Here is a 23,244-nt window from a genome sequence, read left to right on the forward strand (position 1 = left end):
CCCCTCAACAGGGGCCGCGGAAAGGGCGGTTCACCTACGGGTGGACCGCCCTTTCCGCCGTACGGCTCGGTTTCCGCCTCAGCCGGTCTGCGTCGCCGCCTGCGCCACCGCCGCCTGCGGGCGGATCGGGAGGCGGCCGATGGGACGGCCGGTGGCCGCGCGGACCGCCGATGCCACCGCGGCGGGCGAGGTGACGACCGGGATGGCGCTGGCGGCCTTGGCGCCGAACGGTGCCACCACGTCGCGTTCCTCGACGAGCTTGACGATCCGGATGTCCGGGGCGTCCAGCGCCGTCGGCAGCGCGTAACCCGTCAGGTCCGGGTGCCGCACCAGACCGCGGGTGGTCCGCAGGTTCTCCATGAGCGCGGCGCCCAGGCCCTGGGTGACCCCGGCCTCGATGCGCGCCCGCAGCTGCCGGGGGTTGAGCACCCGGCCGACGTCCTGGGCGACCGACATCTCCACGACCCGGATGGTGCCCAGTTCGATGTCGACGTCGGCGACGCAGCGGATCGCGCAGAAGGCGAGTCCGACGAAGGCGTCGCCCTGCCCGGTGTCGTCGAGCGGTTCAGTGGGGTGCGGCCGGCACTGGGCGGTGGCCCACAGTTCCTTGCCGTCCAGGGCCTCGGCGACGGTCGTGCTGAGCACCCCGTCGTACGAGGTGATCTTGCCGTCGGTGATCTGAAGCAGCTCGGTGGACATCCCGAACTTGTGGGCCAGCGGCTGGAGAAGCTGCGTACGGACCATCTTGGCCGCCCGTTCGACGGCACCGCCGGAGACCCAGGTGTGCCGTCCGTGGCAGGCGGGCCCGGCCGGCGGCTGGTCGGTGTCGACGGCGGCGACGCGGACCTCGTCCACGCCGAGCGTCTCCTGCACGATCTGCCGGGCCAGGGTGGAGAATCCGCCGCCGGTCTCGACCGCGGAGCAGATGACGGTGGCGACGGAGCCGCTGACCTTGACCGTCGCGGTGGACACCTCGTCGGCGCCCTCGGCGCCCAGCATGTGCACCATGCCGAGCGCGTAGCCGACGCCGCGGCGCACCGCGCCCGGCTCCCCGGCGCCCTCGGGACCGCCCGGAAGCAGCCACTCCGCTTCGGGGGTGTCCTTGGGCAGGTCCGGCAGCGGCGCTTCCTTGACGGCGCGCAGCAGTTCGGCGACCGGCGCGGGGCAGGTGACCGTCTGCCCGGTGGGCAGCAGATCACCGGTGGCCATCACATTGCGCCTGCGGATCTCGTCGGGATCGAGCCCCAGCCTCGCCGCCAGCTTGTCCATCTGGCCCTCGTGCGCCGCGCAGACCTGGAGGGCACCCTCACCGCGCATGTGTCCTGACGGCGGGTTGTTGGTGCGCACCGCCCAGCCCTCGATCACGGCGTGCGGCACGACGTACGGGCCGCAGGCGAAGGAGACGGCGGCGGCCAGCGCATCGGCCGAGGTGTCCGCGTAGGCACCGGCGTCCATCAGGATCTGCGCCTCCACCTTCACCAACTGGCCCTCGCCGTCGGCGTGGTGGCGGTAGCGCAGCAGCGTGGGATGGCGGTGCGCGTGGGCGAGGAAGGACTCCTCGCGGGTGGCGGCGAGCTTGACGGGGCAGCCGGTCCGCAGGGCGAGCAGCCCCAGGGAGAGCTGGATGCCCGGGTCCTCCCGGTCGGCGGTCGCCCCTGGCACGCCGGTCACCACGACCTTGACGCGCTCCGGGTCGAGGCCGAAGGAGGCGGCGGCCAGGTCGCGGTCGGTGTGCGGGTCGGTGGACGCGGTGTAGATCTCCACCCCGCCGTCGGGCCGCGGTACGGCGAGCCCGGCCTCGGCCCCGATGGGCGCCGGGTCCTGACGGCCGATCCGGTAGAGCCCCTCGACCATCACCTCACCGACCGCATCGGCGTCACCGAAGCGGAGCGGGATGTGCCGGATGAGATTGCCGTCCGGGTGCAACGGCTCGGCCTCGAAGGCGAGTTGCGGGTCGGTGACGGCGTCCAGCAGCTCGTACTCGACCGCGATGGCGGCGGCGGCGAGCCGGGCGGTGTCGGGGTGGTCGGCGGCGACCGCGGCGATCGGCTCGCCGTGGTGGCGCACCTCGTCCTTGGCGAACACCGGCCGGTCGGCGGTGCCCCGGCCGTGCCCGGCGTCGCCCGGTACGTCCTCGTGCGTGATGACGGCCCGCACCCCGGGCATCTCGGCGGCCTGCCGGGTGTCGAGGGACACGATCCGCGCGCGCGGGTGCGGGGAGCGCAGCACCGCGGCCCACAGCAGGCCCTCGGCCCACAGGTCGGCGGCGTACGGGAACGTCCCCTGGGTCTTCGCCGGGGCGTCGGCGGGCGGCAGGGAGACGCCCAGGCCGTGCGGCGGCGGCTCGACGGGGGGAATCGGGATGCCGGCCGGAGGGGTCGCGGTGGCGGCTCCGGCTCCGTCGGTCGTACCGCTCATGCGGGGCCTCCCGTCTGCGGATCGGCACCCGGCCCCTGGTGGTGCGGCCCGTGCGGGTCGCCGGGCCGGTGGCCGGTGTGCTCGTTCTCGTGCGCTGCCGGGTCGTGCGGGGCACGGCCCTCGGGGTCGGCGGGGCCGGCCTGATGGGGGATGCGGGCGGTGCCGTCCGCGGTGGCCTCCGGGGCGGCTGCCGCCTCGGACGCCTGGGCGCGGGCCTGGACGACCGCGTCGACGGCGTCCAGCACCCCGCGGTAGCCGGAACAGCGGCAGAGGTTGCCGCACAGCGCCTTGCGGGTCTCCAGCTCGCTGGGGGCGTGGTTGCCCTCCAGCAGGTCGTGCACCGTCATCGCCATGCCCGGTACGCAGAAGCCGCACTGCACCGCACCGGAATCGGCGAGCGCGCGCTGCACGTCGGACGGCGCGCCGTTCTGCGCCAGACCCTCGACCGTGCGGACCTCGCAGCCGGCCGTCGTGGCCGCCGGCACCAGGCAGGAGGCGACCAGACGGCCGTCCACCTGGACCGAGCAGGCCCCGCACTCTCCTTGCGAACAGCCGTCCTTGGCCCCGGCGAGGCCGAGCCGCTCCCGCAGGACGTAGAGCAGCGACTCGCCGATCCACGCGTCGGTGACCGGCCGGTCGGCGCCGTTGACCCGCAGCACGTACGAGGCGTGCGGGTGCTCCTCGGCGTAGGCGTCGGAGCCCGCGGCGAGGTCGGGGTCGTGGTGCGGGACGACCTGGGGGGTGCCTTCGGGGGCAGCCTCGGGGTCGGTGTGCGGGGAGAGGTCCGGGGTGGAGTCCGGGGAGAGGTCCGGGGTGGCGGGTGCCGCGTCGGTGGCCGGTCCCGGCAGCTCGCCGTTTCCGGCGGCCTGGCCGTCGGCATCGGCGTCAACTGCCGTGCCGCTGTGGGTGGTTGACCCGGGTTCCGCCGCTGCGTGGCCGTCGCCGGGCACGGCGGGGGCCGCACCGGACTCCGGGTCGGGGCGGCCGGACGGGTCGTCGAGGGCGGACGGGTCGGTCACCGCGCCCACCGGGCCGGCGTCGGCGGCAACGGCCGCGCCCGCCGCCGTCATTGCCGCACCGGCGGCGTCATCGGGCTCGCCGTGCACACCCTGCGCCGGAGGCCCGTCCGGCGCGAAGGCCCCGCCGACGGCGTCGCCGTCACCGCTCCCGGCGTCGCCCCCGAGGCCATCCGCCTCCGGGGCCACGGTCGCTTCCGGGACCGCGCCGGCCGCATCGGCCACCGGGGCGGTGTCCGCGTGCTCCGGCTCCTGCTGCGTGGCCGGCTCCTGCTGCGTGGCCGTTCCCGCGGGCCCGGCCTGAGGTACGTCCGGCCCGTCGGGGGTCTCCGGCGCCGCTTCGGGTGCCGGAGCCGCCGTGCCGGGGTGCAGCCCTTCGTAGGGCGCCGCCTCGTACGCCGGGTACGTGCCGTATCCGGTTCCGTGCGCCGCTTCGGTCGTGAACCCGCCCGATGTGTCCGGCTGTGCGTCGCGTGCCGCCGGGACCGCCCACGGGGATCCGCCGACCGGCGCGCCGCCTTCGGTGCCGTCCGCCGGGCCGTGGTCCGGTGCCGGTGCGTCCGGTGCATCGGTCGTGTCGTGCCGGGGCGCGGCCTCAGCGGCCGGCGGCCACTGGGCCAGGGCATCGGCCGGCAGCGACCAGTGCCCGGTCGTGCCGCCCGTCGGGGTCTCGGGGACGGCCGGGCCCCTCCCGTAGGGGTCGTCCGCCCGGGGTGCGTCGTCCTGGCCCGGCAGACCGCCGCCCGGCGCGTACGGATCGCCCGCGACGCCGCCGAACAGCGGGTCCTGCGCCATGAGGTGGCCCGCCGGGTCCGGGACGGCCGGGATGTCCGTGCCGTCCGGGGCGTGGCCGGTGGGCGCCTGCTCCGTGGGGAAGTGCCGGTGGACGGGCTGCTGTCCGGCGCCGTGGCCCGCGTCGTGCGCGGCGCCGCCGTCGTGGTGGCCCGCGTCCTGCCCGGCGCCCTGCGGGGTGCCTGACGTGCCGCCGTAGAGGCCGTGCGCGCCGCCGTAGGTGTCACCGGAGTGCCCGTAGCCGCCGGTTTGGCCGCCGTAGGTGTCGCCGGACGCCCCGTAGGTGAGGCCCTGACCGTAGGTGTCGCCGGAGCGGGCGTAGCCCTGGCCGTGGTCGCCGTAGCCGCCCTGCCCCGGGTGGCCCGGATGCCCGGTCAGGCCGTCGTTGCCGACGAGGTATTCGCCGGACTCCTCCAGGACGTCGTCCGGTGCCGCGGGTACCGACCACGGCCCGCTGCCTGCCGCCTCCGCGCTGCCCGCGACCGGCCAGTCGACCGTGTCGCCGCCCCACTGCCGGTCGCCCCCGGGCGCGTTGCCCGGGTGGCCCGCCGACGGGTCCTGGTGCGCGGCCTCCTGAGCCGGGTAGCCGGCCGACGGGTCGGCGTATCCGGCGGACGGATCCGCGAACGGCATCGTCCACTGGCCGGTGGCCGACGGGTCGGTACCGGCACCGGCGATCGGCGGGGTGAAGGAGGCCGGTGGGACATAGCCGTGACCGGGTGCGGCGAGCGGGTCGGCGCCGGGCGCGTAGTAGTCACCCGGTGCGCCGGCGCCGCCCATGGCCCCGGTGGTGAAGCCTTCGGGCAGCTGCACGAAGGCCGTTGCCTCCTGCTCGTACTCGCCGCCCTGCGGCAGTGGCTGCCAGCCCTGTTCGGGCTGCTGCCTGCGGTTGTCTTCGCTCACGAGAGCGCCCTCCCAAGTGCGCGGCGGGCCAGGGCTGCCACCGTACGGCGCAGGTGCAGCGCGGCGGGCGGCAGGGTCTGCGGCTCGGAGCCGTCCTGCGGCGGCGCCGGGTCGGGGATGCAGGCGGCGGCGACGTAGTCACCGAAGGCCGCCAGCGCCTCCGGAACCAGGCCGCGTTCGCCGTCCCAGTCGATGAGGGATGCCACCCACTGCTCGGCCTCCAGGGGGCGCAGCGGCATCGCGGCGACCGCGCCCACCGCGCAGCGCACGCCGCGCCTGGCCGGGTCGAGCACCAGCGCGACGGACGCGGTGGCGCGGCCGGGGCCGGTGCGGCCGGTGGCCTTGAGGAAGGTCTGCGGGGCGTGCAGCAGCGGTACCCGTACGTAGCCGACGAGTTCACCGGGCCGCAGCATCTCGCGGCCGGCCAGGAGGTGGCTGACCGGGATCTCGCGCCGGTCGCCCCCGGGGCCCGCGATGATCAGGGTGGCTTCCAGGGCGGCGAGCACCGGAAGGGTGTCACCGGTCGGCGCGGAGCTGACGATGTTGCCGCCGAGTGTCCCCGCGTTGCGGATCTGCGGCGGGCCCGCCGCGCGGGCGGCGGCGGCGAGTCCCGGGATCAGCGCGGCGAAGTCGGGGCGTCCCATCCGGGCGAGGGTGAGTCCGGCGCCGAGCAGCGCGTGCCCGTCCTGGTACTGCCAGCCGCGGATTTCGCTGATCCGGGCGAGGCCCACCAGTCCTGCCGGTCTGAGGAGTCCGGCGTTGACCGCCGCCATGAGATCGGTGCCGCCCGCGACGGGTACGGCGGCGGGCATGGCGGTGAGCGCCGCCACCGCCTCGTCGAGCGAGGCCGGCAACGTCACCGTGTGCGACGCCTGCGGTGCGTGGATGGTCAAGCCAGCTGCCCCTTCCCCGGTGTCCCGGCAGTTCCGCTCCGCCGTACGGTACGTGCTCACGGCCCGGACGTGGCAACTCTGGCACATCTTCCCGGGCCCACGGCGCGAGGGTCCACGAAGCGGCATTCCGTCCCCGACGGGGGTGCTGGTCCGGATTCGTCCGCCGTGCCGAAGACCCCGAAGGAGGCGCGGTGGCCCTCCTGGTGGTGCGTCGAGCGTGTGCGTCCTGCGGTGCGGGCCGCCCGTGCGGCGGTGCGCGGACCACAGTCCCAGGGACCGGCCGCACGGGCGCCCTCCTTGCACTCGGGCTCACACGTTTGGGGGCGCCCCCTCGATCGGGCGTCCGAGCAGTCCGGGGCGCTTCTGCCAAGGAAGCGGGCCGGTGGGCGGGCGGTAGGCGACGCCGAGCGCGTCGAGCCTGCGGTAGTGGACGGTCATCCGCCGGGTGAATTCCTGGTAGTCGCGGTCCTGCGGGGACGGCAGCTGCGACCAGGCGACCTCGGCGAACGCGGCGAGGCGCGGAAAGACCTGGTAGTCGATGCGCTGCCGGCTCTCCAGGACCTCGGTCCATACGTTGGCCTGGGTGCCGAGCACGTGCGCGGCCTCGCGGTCCGTCAGCTGGGGCGGCAGCGGCTCAAAGCGGTAGACGTCCTCCAGGGTCCGCACGAAGCCGAGCGGCACCGGTTCGTCAGGTCCCGCGTGCTGACGGTGGTCCAGATAGACCTGCTGCTCGGGGCACATGACGACGTCGTGGCCCGCGCGGGCGGCGGCGATCCCGCCCGCGTAGCCGCGCCAGGAGGCGACGGCGGCCCCCTCGGCGAGGCCGCCTTCGAGGATCTCGTCCCAGCCGATGAGCCGCCTGCCGCGGTCGGCGAGCCAGCGGTCGAAGTGCCGGATGAACCAGCTCTGCAGCCCGTCCTCGCCGTCCAGACCGAGTTCGGCGATGCGCGCCTGCGCGGTGGCGGACGCCTTCCACTGGTCCTTGGGGCATTCGTCGCCGCCGATGTGCACGAACGGCGAGGGGAAGAGTTCCAGTACCTCCTCCAGGACCTCTTCGTAGAAGCGGAGGGTGTTGTCAGTGGGGGCGAGTACGTTCGGGTTGACGCCCCAGGTGTCCCAGACCTTCAGGGAGGTGGTGTCGATGACGTCGGTGTTGCCGAGTTCGGGATACGCCGCGATGGCGGCCTGCGCGTGGCCGGGAATGTCGATCTCCGGGACGACGCTGATATGCCGCTGGGCGGCGTACGCGACGATCTCGCGGATGTCGTCCTGGGTGTAGTAACCGCCGTACGGGCGTTCGTCCCAGAGCGGGGAGGCCCGGTGGCCGAGCTTGGTGCGTTCGCGCCAGCCGCCGGTCCTGGTGAGTTCGGGGTGGCGGGCGATCTCGATGCGCCAGCCCTGGTCGTCGGTGAGGTGCAGGTGCAGGACGTTCAGCTTGTGCGCGGCCAGCAGGTCGATCCAGCGCAGCACGCCGTCCTTGGGCGTGAAGTGCCGGGCGACGTCGAGCATCGTGCCGCGCCAGCCGAAGCGGGGGGCGTCCTCGATGCGGAGGGCCGGCAGGGCCCAGGCGCGGACGTCCGGGGCGAGCGGGGCCCGCCGGAAGGCGTCGGGGCCGAGGAGCTGACGGAGGGTCTGGGCCCCCCAGAACAGCCCGGCTTCGCCGCCACCCTCCAGGGTGACCAGCCCTTCCCCGATGACGAGGCGGTAGCCCTCGGGCCCGAGACCGCGCCCGGTCTCCGGTGTGACGCGCAGCAGGATGCGGCTGGTGCAGCCGGCGTGATGGGGCGGCAGCGGCAGTCCGGTGGCGGCGCCGACGGTGGCCCGCAGCCACTGCGCGACGAAGCCGGCGCCCGCCTGCGCCTCGATCCCGGTGCCCTCGTCCAGCAGGCAGCCCGCGCCACCGTCCGTACGGGCACCGGCCCGGCGCGGAAGCGGAATGACGTGGTGTGCCGTGGTGCCTTCGGTGTCGTTCATGCCATCAGTCCTTCACCGCGCCGCCGAGGCCCGAGACCAGCCGGCGCTGTACGAGTACGAAGAAGACGAGGACGGGGATGGTCATCACGGTCGATGCCGCCATGATGCCGCCCCAGTCGTTCTCGTCGGGTTTGAAGAAGACGAGGAGTGCCATGGGGAGCGTGGAGTTCTCGGTGGCGCTGATCAGGAAGGACTTGGCGAACAGGAAGTCGTTCCAGGTGGAGATGAAGGAGAAGACGCTGGTCGCGATGAGTCCGGGGAGGACGAGCGGGAAGAGGATCTGCCACAGGAAGCGGGCGCGGCTCGCGCCGTCCAGGTAGGCGGCCTCCTCCAGGGCTTCCGGTACCGCCTTGACGAAGCCGCGCAGCATCCAGATGGCGAACGGGAGGGAGAAGGCGAGGTGCGGGAGGATCAGTGAGCCGAGGGTGTTGAGTCCGATGCCTGGCACCGCCCCGCCGAGGTCCCGCATCAGGAAGAACAGCGGGATGGTGAGCGCCTCGACCGGCACCATCTGCGCGACCAGGAACATGATGAGCAGCGTCGTACGGAACCGGAAGCGGAAGCGGGTCACGGCGGTGGCGGCGAGGAACGCGATCAGGGCCGAGGCGAGGACCACGGCTCCCGCGACGAACAGGCTGTTGAGGAAGTAGCGGCCGAAGTCCTGCTGTTGGAAGACGCGCCGGAAGGCGTCGAGCGACGGGTCGAGGGTCCAGGGGCGCGGCGTGCTCGACTGCACCTCCCCCGCCGGTTTGAAGGCCGACAGCACCATCCAGTAGAGCGGGAAGGCGACGGCGGCGGCGATGAGCAGCGCACCGGCCTCCGCGGCGAGCCGCCAGGGCCTGCGGATGCGGGGAGTTCTCACAATTCCTCCCCTTGGCGGCGCAGCAGTCGCAGATAGCCGAGCGACACCGCGAGCAGGATCAGCAGCATCACGACGCCGATCGCCGAGCCGAGGCTGTACTGCGCGGAGGCGAAGGCGGTTTGGTAGGCGTAGACGTTCAGGACGAGGTTCTGTTTGGCGATGCCGCCGCCGTTGGTCATCACGTAGATCTGGGTGAAGACCTTGAAGTCCCAGATCACCGACTGGAGGGTGACGACGACGAGAATCGGCCGCAGCATCGGGGCCAGCACGCTGCGCCAGATCCGCCACTGCGAGGCGCCGTCCAGGGCCGCGGCCTCCAGCACCTCGCCGGGTATCGCGCGGATCCCGGCGTAGACGGTGACCATCACGAACGGGAAGGAGCACCAGACGACTTCGAGGAGTACCAGCGCGAAGGCGGTGTAGCGGTCGTAGGTCCAGGAGTAGTGGGCGAAGCCGCTCAGGCCGATGGCCGAAAGGACCTTGTCGACCGGGCCGAAGTCGGGGTCGAAGAGGAAGAGCCAGACCGTGGAGCCGGTGATGGCGGGGGTGGCCCAGGCCCCGAGCGCGGCGAGCATCAGGGCGAGCCTGGGCAGCGCGCGGATCCGGGTGAGGAGGACGGCGAGTGCGCAGCCGACGGCCAGGGTGGCCAGGACGCAGGCGCCCGCGAACAGCACGGTGGCCAGGAGGACTTGCCAGAATCGGCCGTCGCTGAAGAGCGTGGCGTAGTTCCCGAGCCCCTGGAAGGTGGTCGGTTCGCCGCCGCTGACCTGTGCCTGGGTGTATTCGAGTAACGAGATCAGGCCGAGTTGGTAGATGGGGTAGACCAGCAGTCCGCCGAGGACGATCAGCGCGGGGGCGAGATACAGCCAGGGCGTCCAGCCGCCGCTGCGTCTCTTACCGGTACGGGTGGTGCGCGCGGGGCTCAGGATGCTCGCGCCGCTCACTTGCGGAAGACCTCGTCCATCGCCTGCGCGGCGGCGTCGGCGGCGGCGTCGACGTCCTTCCGGCCGCTGACGATCTGCTGGAACATGGTCGGCAGCACCTGCGAGGCGTCGATGGCGCCCCAGCCGGGCGACGCGGGGACGAACTCGGCGCCGGCGTCCAGGGTGGTGACGAAGGGCGCGAGGTAGGGCCGGCGGGCGGCGGCCTCGGCCCGTACGTCGGTGAAGGTGGGCAGGAAGCCCATCGCGTCGAACAGCGCGCGCTGGGTCTTCTTCCCCGCCAGCTGCTTCATCAGGCCGACGGCGAGGGTGCGGTGGCCGCTGCTCTTGAGGACGCCGATGTTGTTGCCGCCCGCGAAGGCCGGTGCGATCTCACCCTTGCGGACGCCGGGCAGCGGGACGACGGCGTAGTGGCCCTTGGCCTTGCCCGCCTCGACGGCCTGGTGGTTGAAGTCGCCGCCGATGGCCATGCCCGCCTTGCCGGATGCGAAGGCGGTGACGGTGTCGTTGCCGCCCATGTCGGCGCACTTCGACGCCGGGCAGTTGTCGTCGCCGAACAGGCCGGTGTAGGCGGCGATGCCCTTCTTCGCCGCGGGGCTGTTGACGGCCGCGGTGTAGCGGCCGTCCTTGCCGGTGGCGAGTTCGCCGCCGGCCGCCCAGATGAAGGGCATCGCGCCGTAGGTGTAGGCGCCGCCGACCGCCAGGCCGTACATGTCGGGCCTGGCCCGGTGGATCTTCTTGGCGGCGGTGGCGAGTTGGTTCTGGGTGGTGGGGGGTGCGAGGTGCAGGTCCTTGAAGACGTCGGTGCGGTAGTAGAGCGCGCGGACGCCGACGAACAGCGGTGCGCCGTAGATCTTGCCGTCCACGGTCACCGACCGTTTGGCGGTGGCGTCGGTGTCCTTGGCCTCCGGCCAGGCGCCGAACTCCTCGGTGACGTCGGCGAGTCCGCCGTCCTTGACGTAGCCGGCGGTGTCGGTGTTGCCGTACTCGATCACGTCGGGGGCGCTCGCGGGATCGTTGAAGGCGGCCTTGATGCGTTCGGCGCGGGTGTCGACGGGGATGTAGTCGACGGTGACCTTGACGCCCTTGTGGGCGGCGGTGAAGGCCGAGACGGCCTGCTGGACCGCCTTCTCCTTGGGGGTGTTGTCGACCTCGCGGAAGAGCCAGACGCGCACGGTGCCGGTCGCGGCGTCACCTGCGGCGCCGGGGCCTGCGGTGGACGGTGCGCAGGCGGCGGTGGTGAGCGCGGTCAGGGCAAGTGCCGCGGCTGCGGCGGATGTTCGAGCAGAGAGGTGCATGGCAGAACCCTCCGATTCGTTGTTGCAACATGCGCAACGGTCGTTTCGCAGTGCACAATTCACAGGAGATTAAGGGTGGTTGCCCGGCCGGACAAGGGATCACCAGAGGTCTCCACCACTCCGTGACCGGCACGCGCCCCGCCCCCGGGCACGACGAAGGGCCCGGGTCCACGAAAGACCCGGGCCCTCGCCCTGCGGCTGCCTGCGCCGGACGGCCGCTCACCCCCGCGGGCGGCGCACCCGTACGCGCACGGCTCGGCCCGCCGCACCGCGGCGGGCCTGACGGCTACTTCTTGCTGCCGTCCTTACCGCCCTTGCCGCCCTTGTCCTTGTCGCCACCGGCGCCCATGGACTCGTAGATCTCCTTGCACATCGGACAGACCGGGTACTTCTTCGGGTCGCGGCCCGGTACCCAGACCTTCCCGCACAGCGCCACGACGGGCGTGCCGTCCAGCGCGCTCGCCATGATCTTGTCCTTCTGGACGTAGTGGGCGTAGCGCTCGTGGTCTCCGTCGCCGTGCGACACCTGCGGTGTCGGCTCTACGAGGGTTCCCGTACCTGCCCCGCGCTCGGGCTCAAGAGGAGTGCTCATAACTGCCAAGGGTACTCACGCGCCCGGCAGCCCGGGAGCGTCGGCCCGCCGCCCCGTGCACGACGAGACCCAGGGCCGCCACCCCGGCCGCGACCCACGGCAGCGCGTACGGTGCGAGCCCCGCGGCCAGCGCGAGGCCGCCCAGCGCGGAGCCGACCGCACTGCCCAGATAGAGCGCCGAGTTGTTCAGCGCGAGAACGATCGGACCGCGGTCCGCGCTCAGCTCCAGCAGCCGGTGCTGCTGGGGCACCTGGAACGCCCAGCCCGCCGCCCCCCAGGCGACCAGCGCGACCACCGCACCGGGCAGCGCCACCGACGCCAGCGAAGGCAGCAGCGCCTGCGCCGCGATGACCATCACCAGCAGCACGCCGACCAGCACACGGACCCGGCCCCCCGTACGGTCCACCAGCGGACCGGCCAGCACACTGCCGAGCACCCCGCCCGCGCCCCAGGCCCAGAGGTACGGCGCGACCTCGCCGACCCCGCCGGCCGCGGCCAGCACCGGCGCCAGGTAGGTGTAGAGCCCGAGGCTGGCGACCGCGGCGAGGAACGACACCCCGACGACCGGTGCCACCGCCCGGTCGGTGAGCGCGGTGAGCCGGGCGCGCACCGGCACCGCGGGCCCGGCGGGCACCGGCGGCAGCAGTCCGGCGAGACCGGCGAGCGCGACCACACCGAGGCCGGTGACCAGCCACATCGTGGCGCGCCACCCCGCGTGTTCGGCCAGCAGTACGCCCAGCGGAACACCCAGGACGGTGCCCGCGCTCATCCCGCCCATCACCAGCGCCAGCGCGCGTCCGCGCCGCTCGGGCGGCACCAGCGCGGCGGCTGCTGCCGTGGAGAGCGCCGAGTACACCCCGGCCCCGGCACCCGCGACCACCCGGGCGGCGAGCAGCCCGCCCAGCGAAGGCGCCACCGCGGTCAGCGCGTTGCCGAGCGTGAACACGGCCAGCGCGGCGATGAGCAGCACCCGCGGGCGCACCCCGGACAGCAGCCCGGCGACCAGGGGCGCCGAGATCGCGTACGCCAGGGTGAAGACCGTCACCAGTTGGCCGGCCAGTGAGACCCGGGTGCCGATGTCGTCGGCGAGCACCGGCAGCAGCCCCGCCATCGCATAGGCGTCCAGGCCGAGGGTGAAGGCCCCCAGCGTCAGCAGCAAGACCTTGCGCACCTGCTCAACTCCCCTGATCGTCCGGGGCTTCGAAGGCCCCGGGTCACACCGACCGGGGAAACGTAGGCACTCTCCGGATGTCCGGGGAAATGCCCGCGACGGTGCACTTATGCTGGTGCGGCATGAATGCGGAGCGCGCCGGAGAGCGGCGTGTGACGGCCGGGACGGACAGGGGCGCACCGATGAAGCCGGACGACAGGGACGGACACTCCGTGGACACCGCACCACGGACGCCGGACGCGCCCGACGCCCTCGACGGCCTGCGGGGCATCGAGCTGCGGCACCTGCGCGGCTTCCTCGCCGTCGCCGACGAGCGCAGCTTCACGCACGCCGCGGCCCGGCTGCGGATCGGCCAGCCCGCGCTGACCCGGACCGTCCGCGCCCTCGAAACGACGCTCGGCGCCCGGCTCCTCGACCGGACCACCCGCCGCGTCGAACTGACCGATGCCGGCCGCAGACTGCACGCCGACCTCGCACCGCTGCTCCCCCGGCTGGCCGCCGCGCTGCACCCCGCGGGCCCGGCCGCCCTGCGCCTCGGCTTCACCTCGCTGCTGCCCGACGCCTGCGCCTCGCTCGCCGCGCGGTTCAAGGCGGCGAGCGGCGCCGGAGTCCGGCTGGTGCGCCGGGATTCGCCGCTCGCGGGCCTGGAGAGCGGGGAGTGCGACATCGCCGTGGTGCGCGGCGACGTCCCCCCGGATGCCGCGCTGCGCACCACGGTGCTGCTGCGCGAGGCGCGGGTCGCCGCGCTCTCCCGCACGGCGGCCACCGCCCGGCAGGAGACGCGCACGGGGGAGGCGGCTGCCGTGCGGGCGGTGGCCGGGCGCCGGGTCCTGGACTGGGCCGAGCTGGCGGACCTGCCGCTGGTGGTCAACACCGTCACCGGCAGCACCCGCCCCGAGCTGTGGCCCGCGGACCGGCGCCCGCAACTCGCCTGTACGGCAGGGAACTTCGACGAGTGGCTGGAAGCCGTCGCCGCGGGGCACGGCGTGGGAGTGGCCCCGGAGTCCGTCGCCCGGCGGCACAGCCATCCCGGAATCCGCTACGTCCGCCTGAAGAACGCGCCGCCGGTGCCGGTGCGCCTCGCCGTCCCGGCCCGCGACACCCACCCGCTGGCGGAGCGGTTCTTCGCCCTCGCCCTCGTGCCCTGAGGCACGGCGGCACGGGGCCCGCCCGGCGGAACCGTCAGTTCAGCGACGGGTCGTCCGGATACGTGGCCACCATCGCCAGCTCGTTGCGCTGCCGCCGCAGGACCGCGCGCCAGAGCTGTTCGGGGTCGGGCGATGAGACGTCGCCCGGTTCGGAATCGACGACGTACCAGGCACCTTCGACCAGTTCGTCCTCCAGCTGGCCCGGACCCCAGCCCGCGTAGCCCGCGAAGATCCGCAGGCTGCCCAGCACCGTGGCCAGCAGTTCCGGCGGGGTCTCCAGGTCCACCAGGCCGATCGCGCCGTGCACCCGGCGCCACCCCAGCGGCTCCTCGCCCGGCAGGCCGCCGTGCGGGGCGTCCGCCCGCGCCCCGGCCGCGGCGGTCTCGGCCGTTTCGGGCCGTACGCCGCTCTCCAGGGTGGCGACGCCGTCCGCGCCGGACAGGCAACCGGGGATGACCGCGACACCCAGTGCGGAGTCCAGCGAGACCGGGCCGCCCTGGAAGACCACTCCGGGCTCGCCCGCCAGCGCCGCCCAGGGCGCGAGGATGTCGCCGACCCCCACCGGGGTGGGGCGGTTGAGGACCACGCCGAGTGAGCCCTCCTCGTCGTGATCGAGGAGCAGCACCACCGCGCGGTCGAAATTCGGGTCGGCGAGCGCGGGCGTCGCGACGAGCAGCCGGCCTGTGAGCGAGGACACCTCGGTCATGGCGACATGATCCCGCACTTCGGCCCGGAGCGGGGAGTCAACGCCAGGACCCGTGCGAGAGCAGGGCAGGGCGTACGGCGGCAGCACCGGCGCACATCACTACCGACAGAAGACACATTCGAGACATTCGCTGTTCTTTTTGGCCAAATGGCGATTACAGATCAAAGGCGGCTCGTAGCCGAGCGTGTTGTGACAAAGCCATTACATGGCCGAAGTCCGTACGGCCCTACGGGCACCCCCTCCGGCCCCCTTACCATTTCTCATTGGCCCCTGCCCGTCTCCAGGAACGCGAGATCCATGACCGTCTCTACTGACGACGTACTGCTTGTCCACGGCGGCACCCCGCTGGAGGGCGAGATCCGGGTTCGCGGTGCGAAGAACCTCGTGCCCAAGGCCATGGTCGCGGCCCTGCTCGGCAGCGGTCCAAGCCGGCTGCGCAACGTGCCCGACATCCGCGACGTCCGCGTCGTGCGCGGGCTGCTGCAGCTGCACGGCGTCACGGTGCGCCCCGGCGACGAGCCCGGTGAGCTGATCCTCGACCCGTCGCACGTGGAGAGCGCCAACGTCGCGGACATCGACGCGCACGCGGGCTCCTCGCGCATCCCGATCCTGTTCTGCGGCCCGCTGCTGCACCGCCTCGGCCACGCCTTCATCCCGGGCCTGGGCGGCTGCGACATCGGCGGTCGCCCGGTGGACTTCCACTTCGACGTGCTGCGCCAGTTCGGCGCGACGATCGAGAAGCGCGCCGACGGGCAGTACCTGGAGGCCCCGCAGCGACTGCGCGGCACCAAGATCCGGCTGCCGTACCCGTCGGTCGGCTCGACCGAGCAGGTGCTGCTGACCGCCGTCCTGGCGGAGGGCGTCACCGAGCTGTCGAACGCCGCGGTGGAGCCGGAGATCGAGGACCTGATCTGCGTCCTGCAGAAAATGGGCGCGATCATCTCCATGGACACCGACCGGACGATCCGGATCACCGGCGTCGACAAGCTCGACGGCTACACCCACCGCGCCCTCCCCGACCGCCTGGAGGCCGCCTCCTGGGCGTCCGCCGCGCTGGCCACCGAGGGCAACATCTACGTCCGCGGCGCGCAGCAGCGGTCGATGATGACCTTCCTGAACACCTTCCGCCGGGTCGGCGGCGCCTTCGAGATCGACGACGAAGGCATCCGCTTCTGGCACCCGGGCGGCTCGCTAGACGCCATCGCACTGGAGACGGACGTGCACCCCGGCTTCCAGACCGACTGGCAGCAGCCGCTGGTCGTGGCGCTGACGCAGGCGTCGGGACTGTCCATCGTCCACGAGACGGTGTACGAGTCCCGGCTCGGCTTCACCTCCGCGCTCAACCAGATGGGCGCGCACATCCAGCTCTACCGCGAGTGCCTGGGCGGCTCCGCCTGCCGCTTCGGGCAGCGCAACTTCCTGCACTCCGCGGTGGTTTCCGGGCCGACCAAGCTGGAGGGCGCCGACCTGGTCATCCCCGACCTGCGCGGCGGCTTCTCGTACCTGATCGCGGCGCTGGCCGCGCAGGGCACGTCGCGGGTGCACGGCATCGACCTGATCAACCGCGGCTACGAGAACTTCATGGAGAAGCTCGTCACGCTCGGCGCCAAGGTCGAGCTGCCGAACGGCGCACTGCGCGACTGAGGTTCAGGGGCGGGGCCGGGGCCGGTGAGCGGCTCCCGGCCCCGCCGCCCGCTACCGCGTCCCTCGTGCGGCAACCAGCACCGGATTGCCGTGCGGCAGCAGCGTGTGTGCACGGCCCGGCCTCGGTTGAGGTGCCGCCCGGCCACGATCCGGCCGTCGGAGGCCGACGCGAAGTGCACGATCCCCGGATCGACACCGAGGAACTCCTCGACACCGGCGTTCCGTTCGGCCTCGGGGACCTCGCAGGTGGCGATCAGAAGCCACATGCCATCCCGGGTACCCAGGTAGCCGGCGGGTGCGCGGTGCGACCGGGCCCGCTCCGGGTGGCGCCACGCCGGCTTCTCCTGGATCTTCAGCCGCCCACCTGTATGAACAAGCCGCCGTCGGCGAGCCCCGGCGATCTCACCGCAAGAAGACCGCGGAACAAACCCCTGAGCCCAATAAAACCGCAGGTCATAACTGAGCACCGCGCCCAGCCAGAGCTTCACCGAACTGCGCAGCTTCGCCCAGTGGGCGCGGACCGGCGGACGCACCCCGGGCGGCCTGGTCCTTCAGACGGCGCGCGGCACGGCCGACGGCGAGGAGGCGGCCCTGCTCCAGGTCCTGCCCGGCGCCGCCGTACTGCGGGTGCTGCGGCGCCGGACCCTGGACGGCGAGCCGGTACTCCTGGAGCGCACGGTCTACGCGAACTGGGTCGCCGACGCCGTCGAAGCGCTGCCCGCCGACTGCGAGTCCGTCACCCAGGCGCTCCTGGATTCGCCAGGACTGGTCTGCGCGCACGGCGAGCACCACATCGACGCGGTGGCCGCCGGCACCGTCGACGCACGGGAGCTGCGGGTACGGCGCGGCAGCCCGCTGCTGCGGGTACGGCGCACCACCACCACGGCCGACGGCCGCCCCGTCGAGACCTCCGACGACCGCTACCGCCCCGGCGCGGTGGTCTTCACCGTGCGCAATTCCGCCCAGGCCAACCCCCTGGCCCGCACCCCGGCCGGCTGACCGCCCCGTCCCGTCCCCACCCAGCGAACTGCGAGCCCGCATGCCCTCTTCGAACGCCCAGGGCCCCGCCCTCCCCGCAGCCCTGCTGTGCGACATGGACGGCACCCTCGTCGACACCGAGCGCCAGTGGCTGGCGACGGTGGCAAGCCTGCTGCGCGCGCACGGCGCCCCGGACGGGCCCGATGCGCTGGTCCCGTTCGCCGGCGCCCCGGTGGCCGCCGCCGCCGAACTGCTGGCGGACGGCTACGGCATCGGCCGCGGCACGGCGGCGACGGCCGCAATCCTGGACCGTGATTTCACCGCCCGGGTGGCGGCCGGCGTCACCGTCCGGCCCGGCGCGCTGCGGCTGCTCGACCGGGCCCGTGCGCTGGGGATACCGGCGGCCCTGGTGACCGCGTCCGAGCGGCACGTCGCGGACCTGGTGCTGCGCACCCTCGGCGCCGACCGCTTCGCGACGTCGGTGACCTCGGGCGATACGCCGCTGGGCAAGCCGTACCCCGACCCGTATCTGGCCGCCGCCGCCCGCATCGGCGTCGCGTCCGCCGACTGCCTGGCCGTGGAGGACACCCCCACGGGCGCCGCCGCGGCGCTGGCCGCTGGCTGCCGGCTGCTGGCGGTGCCGACCGTGCCGGGCATCGCACCGGGGCCACGGACCGCCGTGCTCGCTTCTCTGGAGGACGTCGACCTGCTGGACCTCCCTTTCGCTCCGGCGGCCTGAGGGACGCCGCCAGCGGTCCGCGCGGGCGCACACAGAAGGGCGGCCACCCCCCGGGGAGGGGGCAGCCGCCCTTCAGAGCCGTGCTGAGGGACTTACTTGCCCTTGGCGGCTTCCTTGAGCTTCGAGCCCGCGGAGACCTTCACGCTGTAGCCGGCAGCGATCTGGATCGGCTCGCCGGTCTGCGGGTTCCGCGCGGTGCGAGCGGCACGGTGCGTGCGCTCGAAGGTGAGGAAGCCGGGGATGGTGACCTTCTCGTCGCCCTTGGCGACGACCTCACCGACGGTCTCGGCGAGGGCGGCCAGAACGGCGTCGGCGTCCTTGCGGGTCACCTCGGCACGATCGGCCAGAGCGGCCACCAGCTCACTGCGGTTCATGTTTGTACTCCCGTGTTCTTCTTGCCAATGGGCGTGCCCTGCGGCAGAGCCGCAAATCAGGCACAGCGAAGCCGATGCTGCCAGGGCCCTCGGACAGTCCCCGGACCCGGGTCTGCTGCCAGACCCTCGCGCCCGGTTACGCATCCTGCCCCCACCTGCGGCGGTAAAGCCAATCCGGCACCCTGGAGGGTCACACGGAAAGCCGTCACCGCCTCATCCTGGTGACGTTCCGCAACCGTGCCGCTCCGGGCCGGCCGACCACACAGGGCGGGGGGCCGTTTGCTGCCCCGCCACCCTATGGGCGCGTCCGGGACGGCAGGTCCCGCGACGCGCCGTACTCAGAGCGCCGTGGCACCCGTCACAGTCGGATCCGCGGACTTCGCCGCGTCCCGCACCGCATCGGCCACAGCGCCCGCGACCTTGTCGTTGAAGACGCTGGGGATGATGTAGTTCGGGTTGACCTCGTCCTCCAGGACGACGTCCGCCAGCGCGCGGGCCGCGGCCAGCATCATCTCGGTATTCACCGTACGGGACTGGGCGTCCAGCAGGCCGCGGAAGACTCCGGGGAAGACCAGGACGTTGTTGATCTGGTTCGGGAAGTCGGAGCGGCCGGTGGCCACGACGGCCGCGGTCTGCCGGGCGATGGCCGGGTCGACCTCGGGGTCCGGGTTGGCGAGGGCGAAGACGATCGCGCCGTCCGCCATCTTCGCGACGTCGTCGCCGTCCAGGACGTTCGGGGCCGAGACGCCGATGAAGACGTCCGCGCCGACCACGGCCTCCTTGAGGGTGCCGGTGACGCCCTCCGGGTTGGTGTTGTCGGCGATCCAGCGCAGCGGCGAGTCCGGGTCGGCCTCGACCAGGTCCGTACGGCCGGCGTGCACGACGCCGTGGATGTCGGCGACGACGGCGTGCCGCACGCCGGCCGCGATCAGCAGCTTGAGGATGGCGGTGCCGGCGGCGCCTGCGCCTGACATCACGACCCGCACGTCCTCGGTCTTCTTGCCGACCACGCGCAGCGCGTTGGTGAGGGCGGCGAGCACCACGATGGCGGTGCCGTGCTGGTCGTCGTGGAAGACCGGGATGTCCAGGGCCTCGCGCAGCCTGGCCTCGATCTCGAAGCAGCGCGGCGCGGAGATGTCCTCCAGGTTGATGCCGGCGAAGCCGGGGGCGATCGCCTTGACGATCTCCACGATCGCGTCGCTGTCCTGGGTGTCGAGGCACAGCGGCCACGCGTCGATGCCGGCGAACCGCTTGAACAGGGCCGCCTTGCCCTCCATGACCGGCAGCGCGGCCTTGGGGCCGATGTTGCCCAGGCCCAGCACGGCGGAGCCGTCGGTGACGACCGCGACGCTGTTGCGCTTGATGGTCAGGCGGCGGGCGTCCTCGGGGTTGTCAGCGATGGCCTGGCAGACGCGGGCGACACCCGGCGTGTAGACCATCGAGAGGTCGTCGCGGTTGCGGATGGGGTGCTTCGACGACATCTCGATCTTGCCGCCGAGGTGCATCAGGAACGTACGGTCCGAGACCTTGCCGAGCGAAACGCCCTCGATGCCGCGCAGCTTGCCCACGATCTCGTCGGCGTGCGCGGTGGAGGTCGCGGCGATGGTGACGTCGATCCGGAGCTTTTCGTGGCCGGACGCGGTCACGTCGAGGCCGGAGACCGACCCGCCGGAGGACTCCACGGCCGTGGTGAGCTGGCTGACGGCGGTGCCGCTCGCGGGAACTTCCAGTCGCACCGTCATCGAATACGAGACGCTAGGCGCCGTTGCCATGGCCGACTTCCTCTGCTTTCCCTGGTTTTCACTCTGCGCGCCGCTCCGTGACTCGGGGGTGCCGGGCCGGAGCGCGTTGTCCGATCGTCCCACCTACCAGCCGGTATACGGTAACCAGCCCCAAATTACGGAAAGGCGCTTTCACCATACGAGAGATGATCTGTCGAGCGGAACCCCTTCCGGGCGGCGGGTTCCGGCCGCGGACCGAAGCGTCCCGCCCGGCCGGGCCCCGGAACGCGTACGGGCGCCTCTCCCGGAGGAGAGACGCCCGTTGTCACGCTTTAACGGCACCGACCCGCCATGCTCGCCTCGCGGCAAGTGGTCGCTCGTAGCGACGATGGTTGGGCCCGGGGGCTTGGATCGAGCCGGTGCCGTCACCAAGGCTAACAAACCATCCCCGGAAGCGAATCCCGTCCCGGTCCACCTTTTCCGCGCCCCCCGGACGGCCCCTTGGGGCACGCCCGGGGCGGCTCAGTCCCGCAGCAGGTCGGGCACCCCGTGGGCGTCCGGTTCGTCGCGGCTGCCGGAGAGCACCGTCAGCTGCTGGGTGGCCCGGGTCAGGGCGACGTAGAGCACCCGCAGGCCGGCCGGCGACTCGTCGGCGATCTCCGCGGGGGCGACCACCAGCGTCGCGTCGTACTCCAGACCCTTGGCCTCCAGGGAGCCGAGGGCGACCACCCGGTCGCCGAGACCGGCCAGCCAGCCGCGCGCCTGTTCCCTGCGCCGCATCGCCACGACCACCCCGACCGTGCCCTCCACCTCGCCGAGCAGCCGTCCTGCCTCCTCGACGGTGGCCCGCGCCAGCGCCTCGTCGGTGACCGCGCCGCGCGCGCCCGTCGCCGGGGTGACGGCGAACCGCGGCCGGAGCCCGGTGGAGCGGACCGCGGCCGGGGACTCCATGCCGGGCATCGCCAACGCCAGTACCTTGGCGGCCAGTTCGGCGATCTCCGCGGGGTTGCGGTAGTTGACGGTGAGCATGAAGCGGCGGCGCGGGCGGGCGCCGAGCGCTTCGTCGCGGGCCTCGGCCGCCTCGTCCGGGTCGGACCACGAGGACTGCGCCGGGTCGCCGACGACGGTCCAGGTGGCGTGCCGGCCGCGGCGTCCGACCATCCGCCACTGCATCGGCGTCAGGTCCTGCGCCTCGTCCACGATCACGTGGGCGTAGTCGGTGCGCTCCTCCTCCAGGCGCTCCCGGCGGCTGCGGCCCGACGCGTTGCGGTCCGCGTACGTGGTCAGCTCCTCCAGGCCGGTCAGGTGGTCCAGCGGATCGGCCTCGCGCTGCCTGGCCTGGCGGGCCGGGGCGCCCAGGATCAGCTGGAGTTCGTCCAGCAGGGCGATGTCGTGCACCGACAGCGGGCCCAGACCCCCGGCGTCGAGCCGGCTCAGCGAGCGGGCCAGCAGACGCGCCTCACGCGGGGTCAGGATGCGGCGGGCCCAGCGGCCGAGCCGGCGCTCGTCGGCCATCGCGGCCAGCACCCCGCGCGGGGTCAGCTCCGGCCACCAGGCGTCCAGGAACTGCTGGAAGTCCGGTTCGGTGAGGAGGTCTTCGTCGAAGCCCTGGCGGGCCTCGGCGGCCAGTTCGGGGTCGGAGTGGCGCCGGTCGGCCCCCGACTTGGCCCACAGGGCGTCCAGGATCAGCCTGCGGGCGCGCGGGCGCAGCAGGTTGACCGGTGCGGTGCCGCCGAGCGCGGCCTGCCGGATGCGGCGCAGTTCGGCCGCCTCCAGTTCGATGCGGGCACCGAAGGCCACCACCCGCAGCCGGTCGGGCGCCGCCGTACGGCCGGGCGCGGCGTCCTCGCCTGGATCCGGGTCGCCCGCGGAGGCGAAGAGGCCCTCCAGGGACAACTGGCCGTCCGCGCCTGCCCGTTCGTCTTCCCTTTCCTTGGTGCCGGACCGCGGCTTCGCCGGCCTGGCGGCCTCGCCGCCCGCCGCCGCCTCCAGTGCCCCGCGCGCCGCCTTGCGCAGCAGCTTCTGCATCCGGCTCGATCCCTTGATCCGGGAGACCTCGGGCGGGTCGTATGCCTCGCCCGACGCGTCCGCCCCTTCGACGAGCGAGCCGAGCGCGCGGATGGCGACCTGGCCCTCCTCGCCGAGCGAGGGCAGCACGCCTTCGGTGTAGGCGACCAGCAGCGGCGTCGGCGAGACGATCAGGATGCCGCCCGCGTAGCGGCGGCGGTCCTGGTAGAGGAGGTAGGCGGCGCGGTGCAGGGCGACGGCGGTCTTGCCGGTGCCGGGGCCGCCCTCGACCTCGGTGACGGAGGCGGCGGGCGCCCTGATCACCATGTCCTGCTCGGCCTGGATGGAGGCGACGATGTCGCGCATGGCGTGGCTGCGGGCCCGGCCGAGCGCGGCCATCAGCGCGCCGTCACCGATGGCGGGCAGCTCCTCGCCGTGCAGCGTCGCCGTGACGTCCGGACGCATCAGGTCGTCCTCGACGCCGAGTACCTTGCGGCCCTTGGAGCGGATGACGCGGCGGCGCACGACCCGGCCGGGTGCCACCGGGGTGGCCCGGTAGAAGGGTGCGGCGGCCGGCGCCCGCCAGTCGATGACCAGGGGCGAGTAGTCGGCGTCGAGGACACCGAGGCGCCCGATGTGCAGCGTCTCGGCGATCGTCGCGCGGCTGTTCACGATCGTGCCGTCGGCCGGCTCGACGGAGGTGTACGCCCCGTCCGGGCCCTTCTTGCCGTCCTTGCCGAGGAGCAGGTCGATCCGGCCGAAGAGGAAGTCCTCGTACTCGGAATTGAGGCGGTTGAGATGGACGCCGGCCTGGAAGACCTGGGCGTCGCGCTCGGCGTACGCGCCGGGCGTGCCGACCTGGCCGCGCTTGGCGGCGTCGTCCATCAGGAATTCCGCCTCGTGGATCTTCTCCTCAAGGCGCCGGTAGACGCGGTCCAGATGCGTCTGCTCGGATTCGATCTCCCGGTCGCGGATGCCGGGCGGCACCCCTTCACCGGACGGATCCGAAGCGTGGTCCGGTGCGTGCGTGGCGTTCTGCGCGGCCACCCAGGCCCCCTTCTGCTGTT

Annotated in this window: 16 protein-coding genes and 1 pseudogene; 4 read left to right on the plus strand and 13 right to left on the minus strand. The window is 73.3% G+C overall.

Annotated features, from left to right (window positions below; translation table 11 throughout):
• Positions 1–78 precede the first annotated feature (78 nt).
• The 9 genes from ACGFNI_RS20915 to ACGFNI_RS20955 form a co-directional block, all read right to left on the minus strand.
• A complete protein-coding gene (locus tag ACGFNI_RS20915) occupies positions 79–2,418 on the minus strand; it encodes a xanthine dehydrogenase family protein molybdopterin-binding subunit (protein ID WP_393685776.1) in 2,340 nt (779 codons plus the stop codon).
• On the minus strand, positions 2,415–5,129 hold the full coding sequence (locus ACGFNI_RS20920) for a 2Fe-2S iron-sulfur cluster-binding protein (protein WP_393685778.1): 2,715 nt from the start codon (positions 5,127–5,129) through the stop codon (positions 2,415–2,417). The genes ACGFNI_RS20915 and ACGFNI_RS20920 overlap by 4 nt, the downstream gene beginning before the upstream one ends.
• Entirely contained in the window at positions 5,126–6,022 is an 897-nt protein-coding gene (locus tag ACGFNI_RS20925) for an FAD binding domain-containing protein (protein WP_393685780.1), read from the minus strand. The genes ACGFNI_RS20920 and ACGFNI_RS20925 overlap by 4 nt, the downstream gene beginning before the upstream one ends.
• A 309-nt stretch (positions 6,023–6,331) precedes the next feature.
• Entirely contained in the window at positions 6,332–7,996 is a 1,665-nt protein-coding gene (locus tag ACGFNI_RS20930; protein WP_393685782.1) for a beta-N-acetylhexosaminidase, read from the minus strand.
• Between the two features lie 4 nt (positions 7,997–8,000).
• Complete coding sequence (locus ACGFNI_RS20935) at positions 8,001–8,858, minus strand: carbohydrate ABC transporter permease (RefSeq protein ID WP_393685784.1); 858 nt, start codon at positions 8,856–8,858, stop codon at positions 8,001–8,003.
• Positions 8,855–9,802, minus strand: a complete 948-nt coding sequence (locus tag ACGFNI_RS20940; protein WP_393685786.1) for a carbohydrate ABC transporter permease — start codon at positions 9,800–9,802, stop codon at positions 8,855–8,857. Before ACGFNI_RS20940 ends, ACGFNI_RS20935 begins: the two co-directional genes overlap by 4 nt.
• The gene (locus ACGFNI_RS20945) at positions 9,799–11,097 is read right to left on the minus strand and encodes an extracellular solute-binding protein (protein WP_393685788.1); all 1,299 of its coding nucleotides are present in this window, start codon (positions 11,095–11,097) and stop codon (positions 9,799–9,801) included. The genes ACGFNI_RS20940 and ACGFNI_RS20945 overlap by 4 nt, the downstream gene beginning before the upstream one ends.
• A gap of 286 nt (positions 11,098–11,383) precedes the next feature.
• Positions 11,384–11,689 (minus strand): DUF3039 domain-containing protein, encoded by a 306-nt coding sequence (locus tag ACGFNI_RS20950; protein WP_393685790.1) that lies wholly within the window; start codon positions 11,687–11,689, stop codon positions 11,384–11,386.
• The gene (locus ACGFNI_RS20955; RefSeq protein ID WP_393685792.1) at positions 11,673–12,860 is read right to left on the minus strand and encodes an MFS transporter; all 1,188 of its coding nucleotides are present in this window, start codon (positions 12,858–12,860) and stop codon (positions 11,673–11,675) included. Before ACGFNI_RS20955 ends, ACGFNI_RS20950 begins: the two co-directional genes overlap by 17 nt.
• Positions 12,861–13,042: 182 nt before the next feature.
• Between ACGFNI_RS20955 and ACGFNI_RS20960 the strand changes: the two genes are divergently transcribed.
• Positions 13,043–14,008 (plus strand): LysR family transcriptional regulator, encoded by a 966-nt coding sequence (locus ACGFNI_RS20960; RefSeq protein ID WP_393685794.1) that lies wholly within the window; start codon positions 13,043–13,045, stop codon positions 14,006–14,008.
• Positions 14,009–14,042: 34 nt separating this feature from the next.
• Here ACGFNI_RS20960 and ACGFNI_RS20965 read toward each other — a convergent pair whose 3' ends face one another.
• Positions 14,043–14,714, minus strand: coding sequence for a YqgE/AlgH family protein (locus tag ACGFNI_RS20965; protein ID WP_393685796.1), 672 nt, complete (start codon positions 14,712–14,714; stop codon positions 14,043–14,045).
• A 297-nt stretch (positions 14,715–15,011) separates the two neighbouring features.
• Between ACGFNI_RS20965 and murA the strand changes: the two genes are divergently transcribed.
• The 3 genes and pseudogenes from murA (at position 15,012) to ACGFNI_RS20980 (ending at position 18,075) form a co-directional block, all read left to right on the plus strand.
• Positions 15,012–16,358, plus strand: coding sequence for a UDP-N-acetylglucosamine 1-carboxyvinyltransferase (gene murA, locus ACGFNI_RS20970; protein WP_393685798.1), 1,347 nt, complete (start codon positions 15,012–15,014; stop codon positions 16,356–16,358).
• Positions 16,359–16,817: 459 nt separating this feature from the next.
• Positions 16,818–17,357: pseudogene (locus ACGFNI_RS20975) on the plus strand (GntR family transcriptional regulator); the annotation flags it as partial.
• A 40-nt stretch (positions 17,358–17,397) separates the two neighbouring features.
• Positions 17,398–18,075, plus strand: coding sequence for an HAD family hydrolase (locus tag ACGFNI_RS20980; RefSeq protein WP_393685799.1), 678 nt, complete (start codon positions 17,398–17,400; stop codon positions 18,073–18,075).
• 92 nt (positions 18,076–18,167) lie between these two features.
• Here the strand turns inward: ACGFNI_RS20980 and ACGFNI_RS20985 are convergent, their stop codons facing one another.
• The 3 genes from ACGFNI_RS20985 to ACGFNI_RS20995 all read right to left on the minus strand — a co-directional run bounded on the left by ACGFNI_RS20985 (position 18,168) and on the right by ACGFNI_RS20995 (position 23,224).
• A complete protein-coding gene (locus ACGFNI_RS20985; RefSeq protein WP_004951951.1) occupies positions 18,168–18,449 on the minus strand; it encodes an HU family DNA-binding protein in 282 nt (93 codons plus the stop codon).
• Between the two features lie 338 nt (positions 18,450–18,787).
• Positions 18,788–20,221 (minus strand): NAD-dependent malic enzyme, encoded by a 1,434-nt coding sequence (locus ACGFNI_RS20990; protein WP_393685802.1) that lies wholly within the window; start codon positions 20,219–20,221, stop codon positions 18,788–18,790.
• 471 nt (positions 20,222–20,692) lie between these two features.
• Positions 20,693–23,224, minus strand: coding sequence for a HelD family protein (locus ACGFNI_RS20995; RefSeq protein WP_393685804.1), 2,532 nt, complete (start codon positions 23,222–23,224; stop codon positions 20,693–20,695).
• Positions 23,225–23,244: the final 20 nt, after the last annotated feature.

It is taken from the genome of Streptomyces sp. NPDC048644, assembly GCF_043199105.1.
Classification (GTDB): domain Bacteria; phylum Actinomycetota; class Actinomycetes; order Streptomycetales; family Streptomycetaceae; genus Streptomyces.

Excerpts from the sequence above, each read along its gene's own strand:
- ACGFNI_RS20915 (WP_393685776.1), bottom strand. The coding sequence starts at position 2,418 with ATGAGCGGTACGACCGACGGAGCCGGAGCCGCCACCGCGACCCCTCCG.
- ACGFNI_RS20930 (WP_393685782.1), bottom strand. The coding sequence starts at position 7,996 with ATGAACGACACCGAAGGCACCACGGCACACCACGTCATTCCGCTTCCG.
- ACGFNI_RS20945 (WP_393685788.1), bottom strand. The coding sequence starts at position 11,097 with ATGCACCTCTCTGCTCGAACATCCGCCGCAGCCGCGGCACTTGCCCTG.
- ACGFNI_RS20950 (WP_393685790.1), bottom strand. The coding sequence starts at position 11,689 with ATGAGCACTCCTCTTGAGCCCGAGCGCGGGGCAGGTACGGGAACCCTC.
- ACGFNI_RS20960 (WP_393685794.1), top strand. The coding sequence starts at position 13,043 with ATGAAGCCGGACGACAGGGACGGACACTCCGTGGACACCGCACCACGG.
- ACGFNI_RS20965 (WP_393685796.1), bottom strand. The coding sequence starts at position 14,714 with ATGACCGAGGTGTCCTCGCTCACAGGCCGGCTGCTCGTCGCGACGCCC.
- murA (WP_393685798.1), top strand. The coding sequence starts at position 15,012 with ATGACCGTCTCTACTGACGACGTACTGCTTGTCCACGGCGGCACCCCG.
- ACGFNI_RS20980 (WP_393685799.1), top strand. The coding sequence starts at position 17,398 with ATGCCCTCTTCGAACGCCCAGGGCCCCGCCCTCCCCGCAGCCCTGCTG.
- ACGFNI_RS20985 (WP_004951951.1), bottom strand. The coding sequence starts at position 18,449 with ATGAACCGCAGTGAGCTGGTGGCCGCTCTGGCCGATCGTGCCGAGGTG.
- ACGFNI_RS20990 (WP_393685802.1), bottom strand. The coding sequence starts at position 20,221 with ATGGCAACGGCGCCTAGCGTCTCGTATTCGATGACGGTGCGACTGGAA.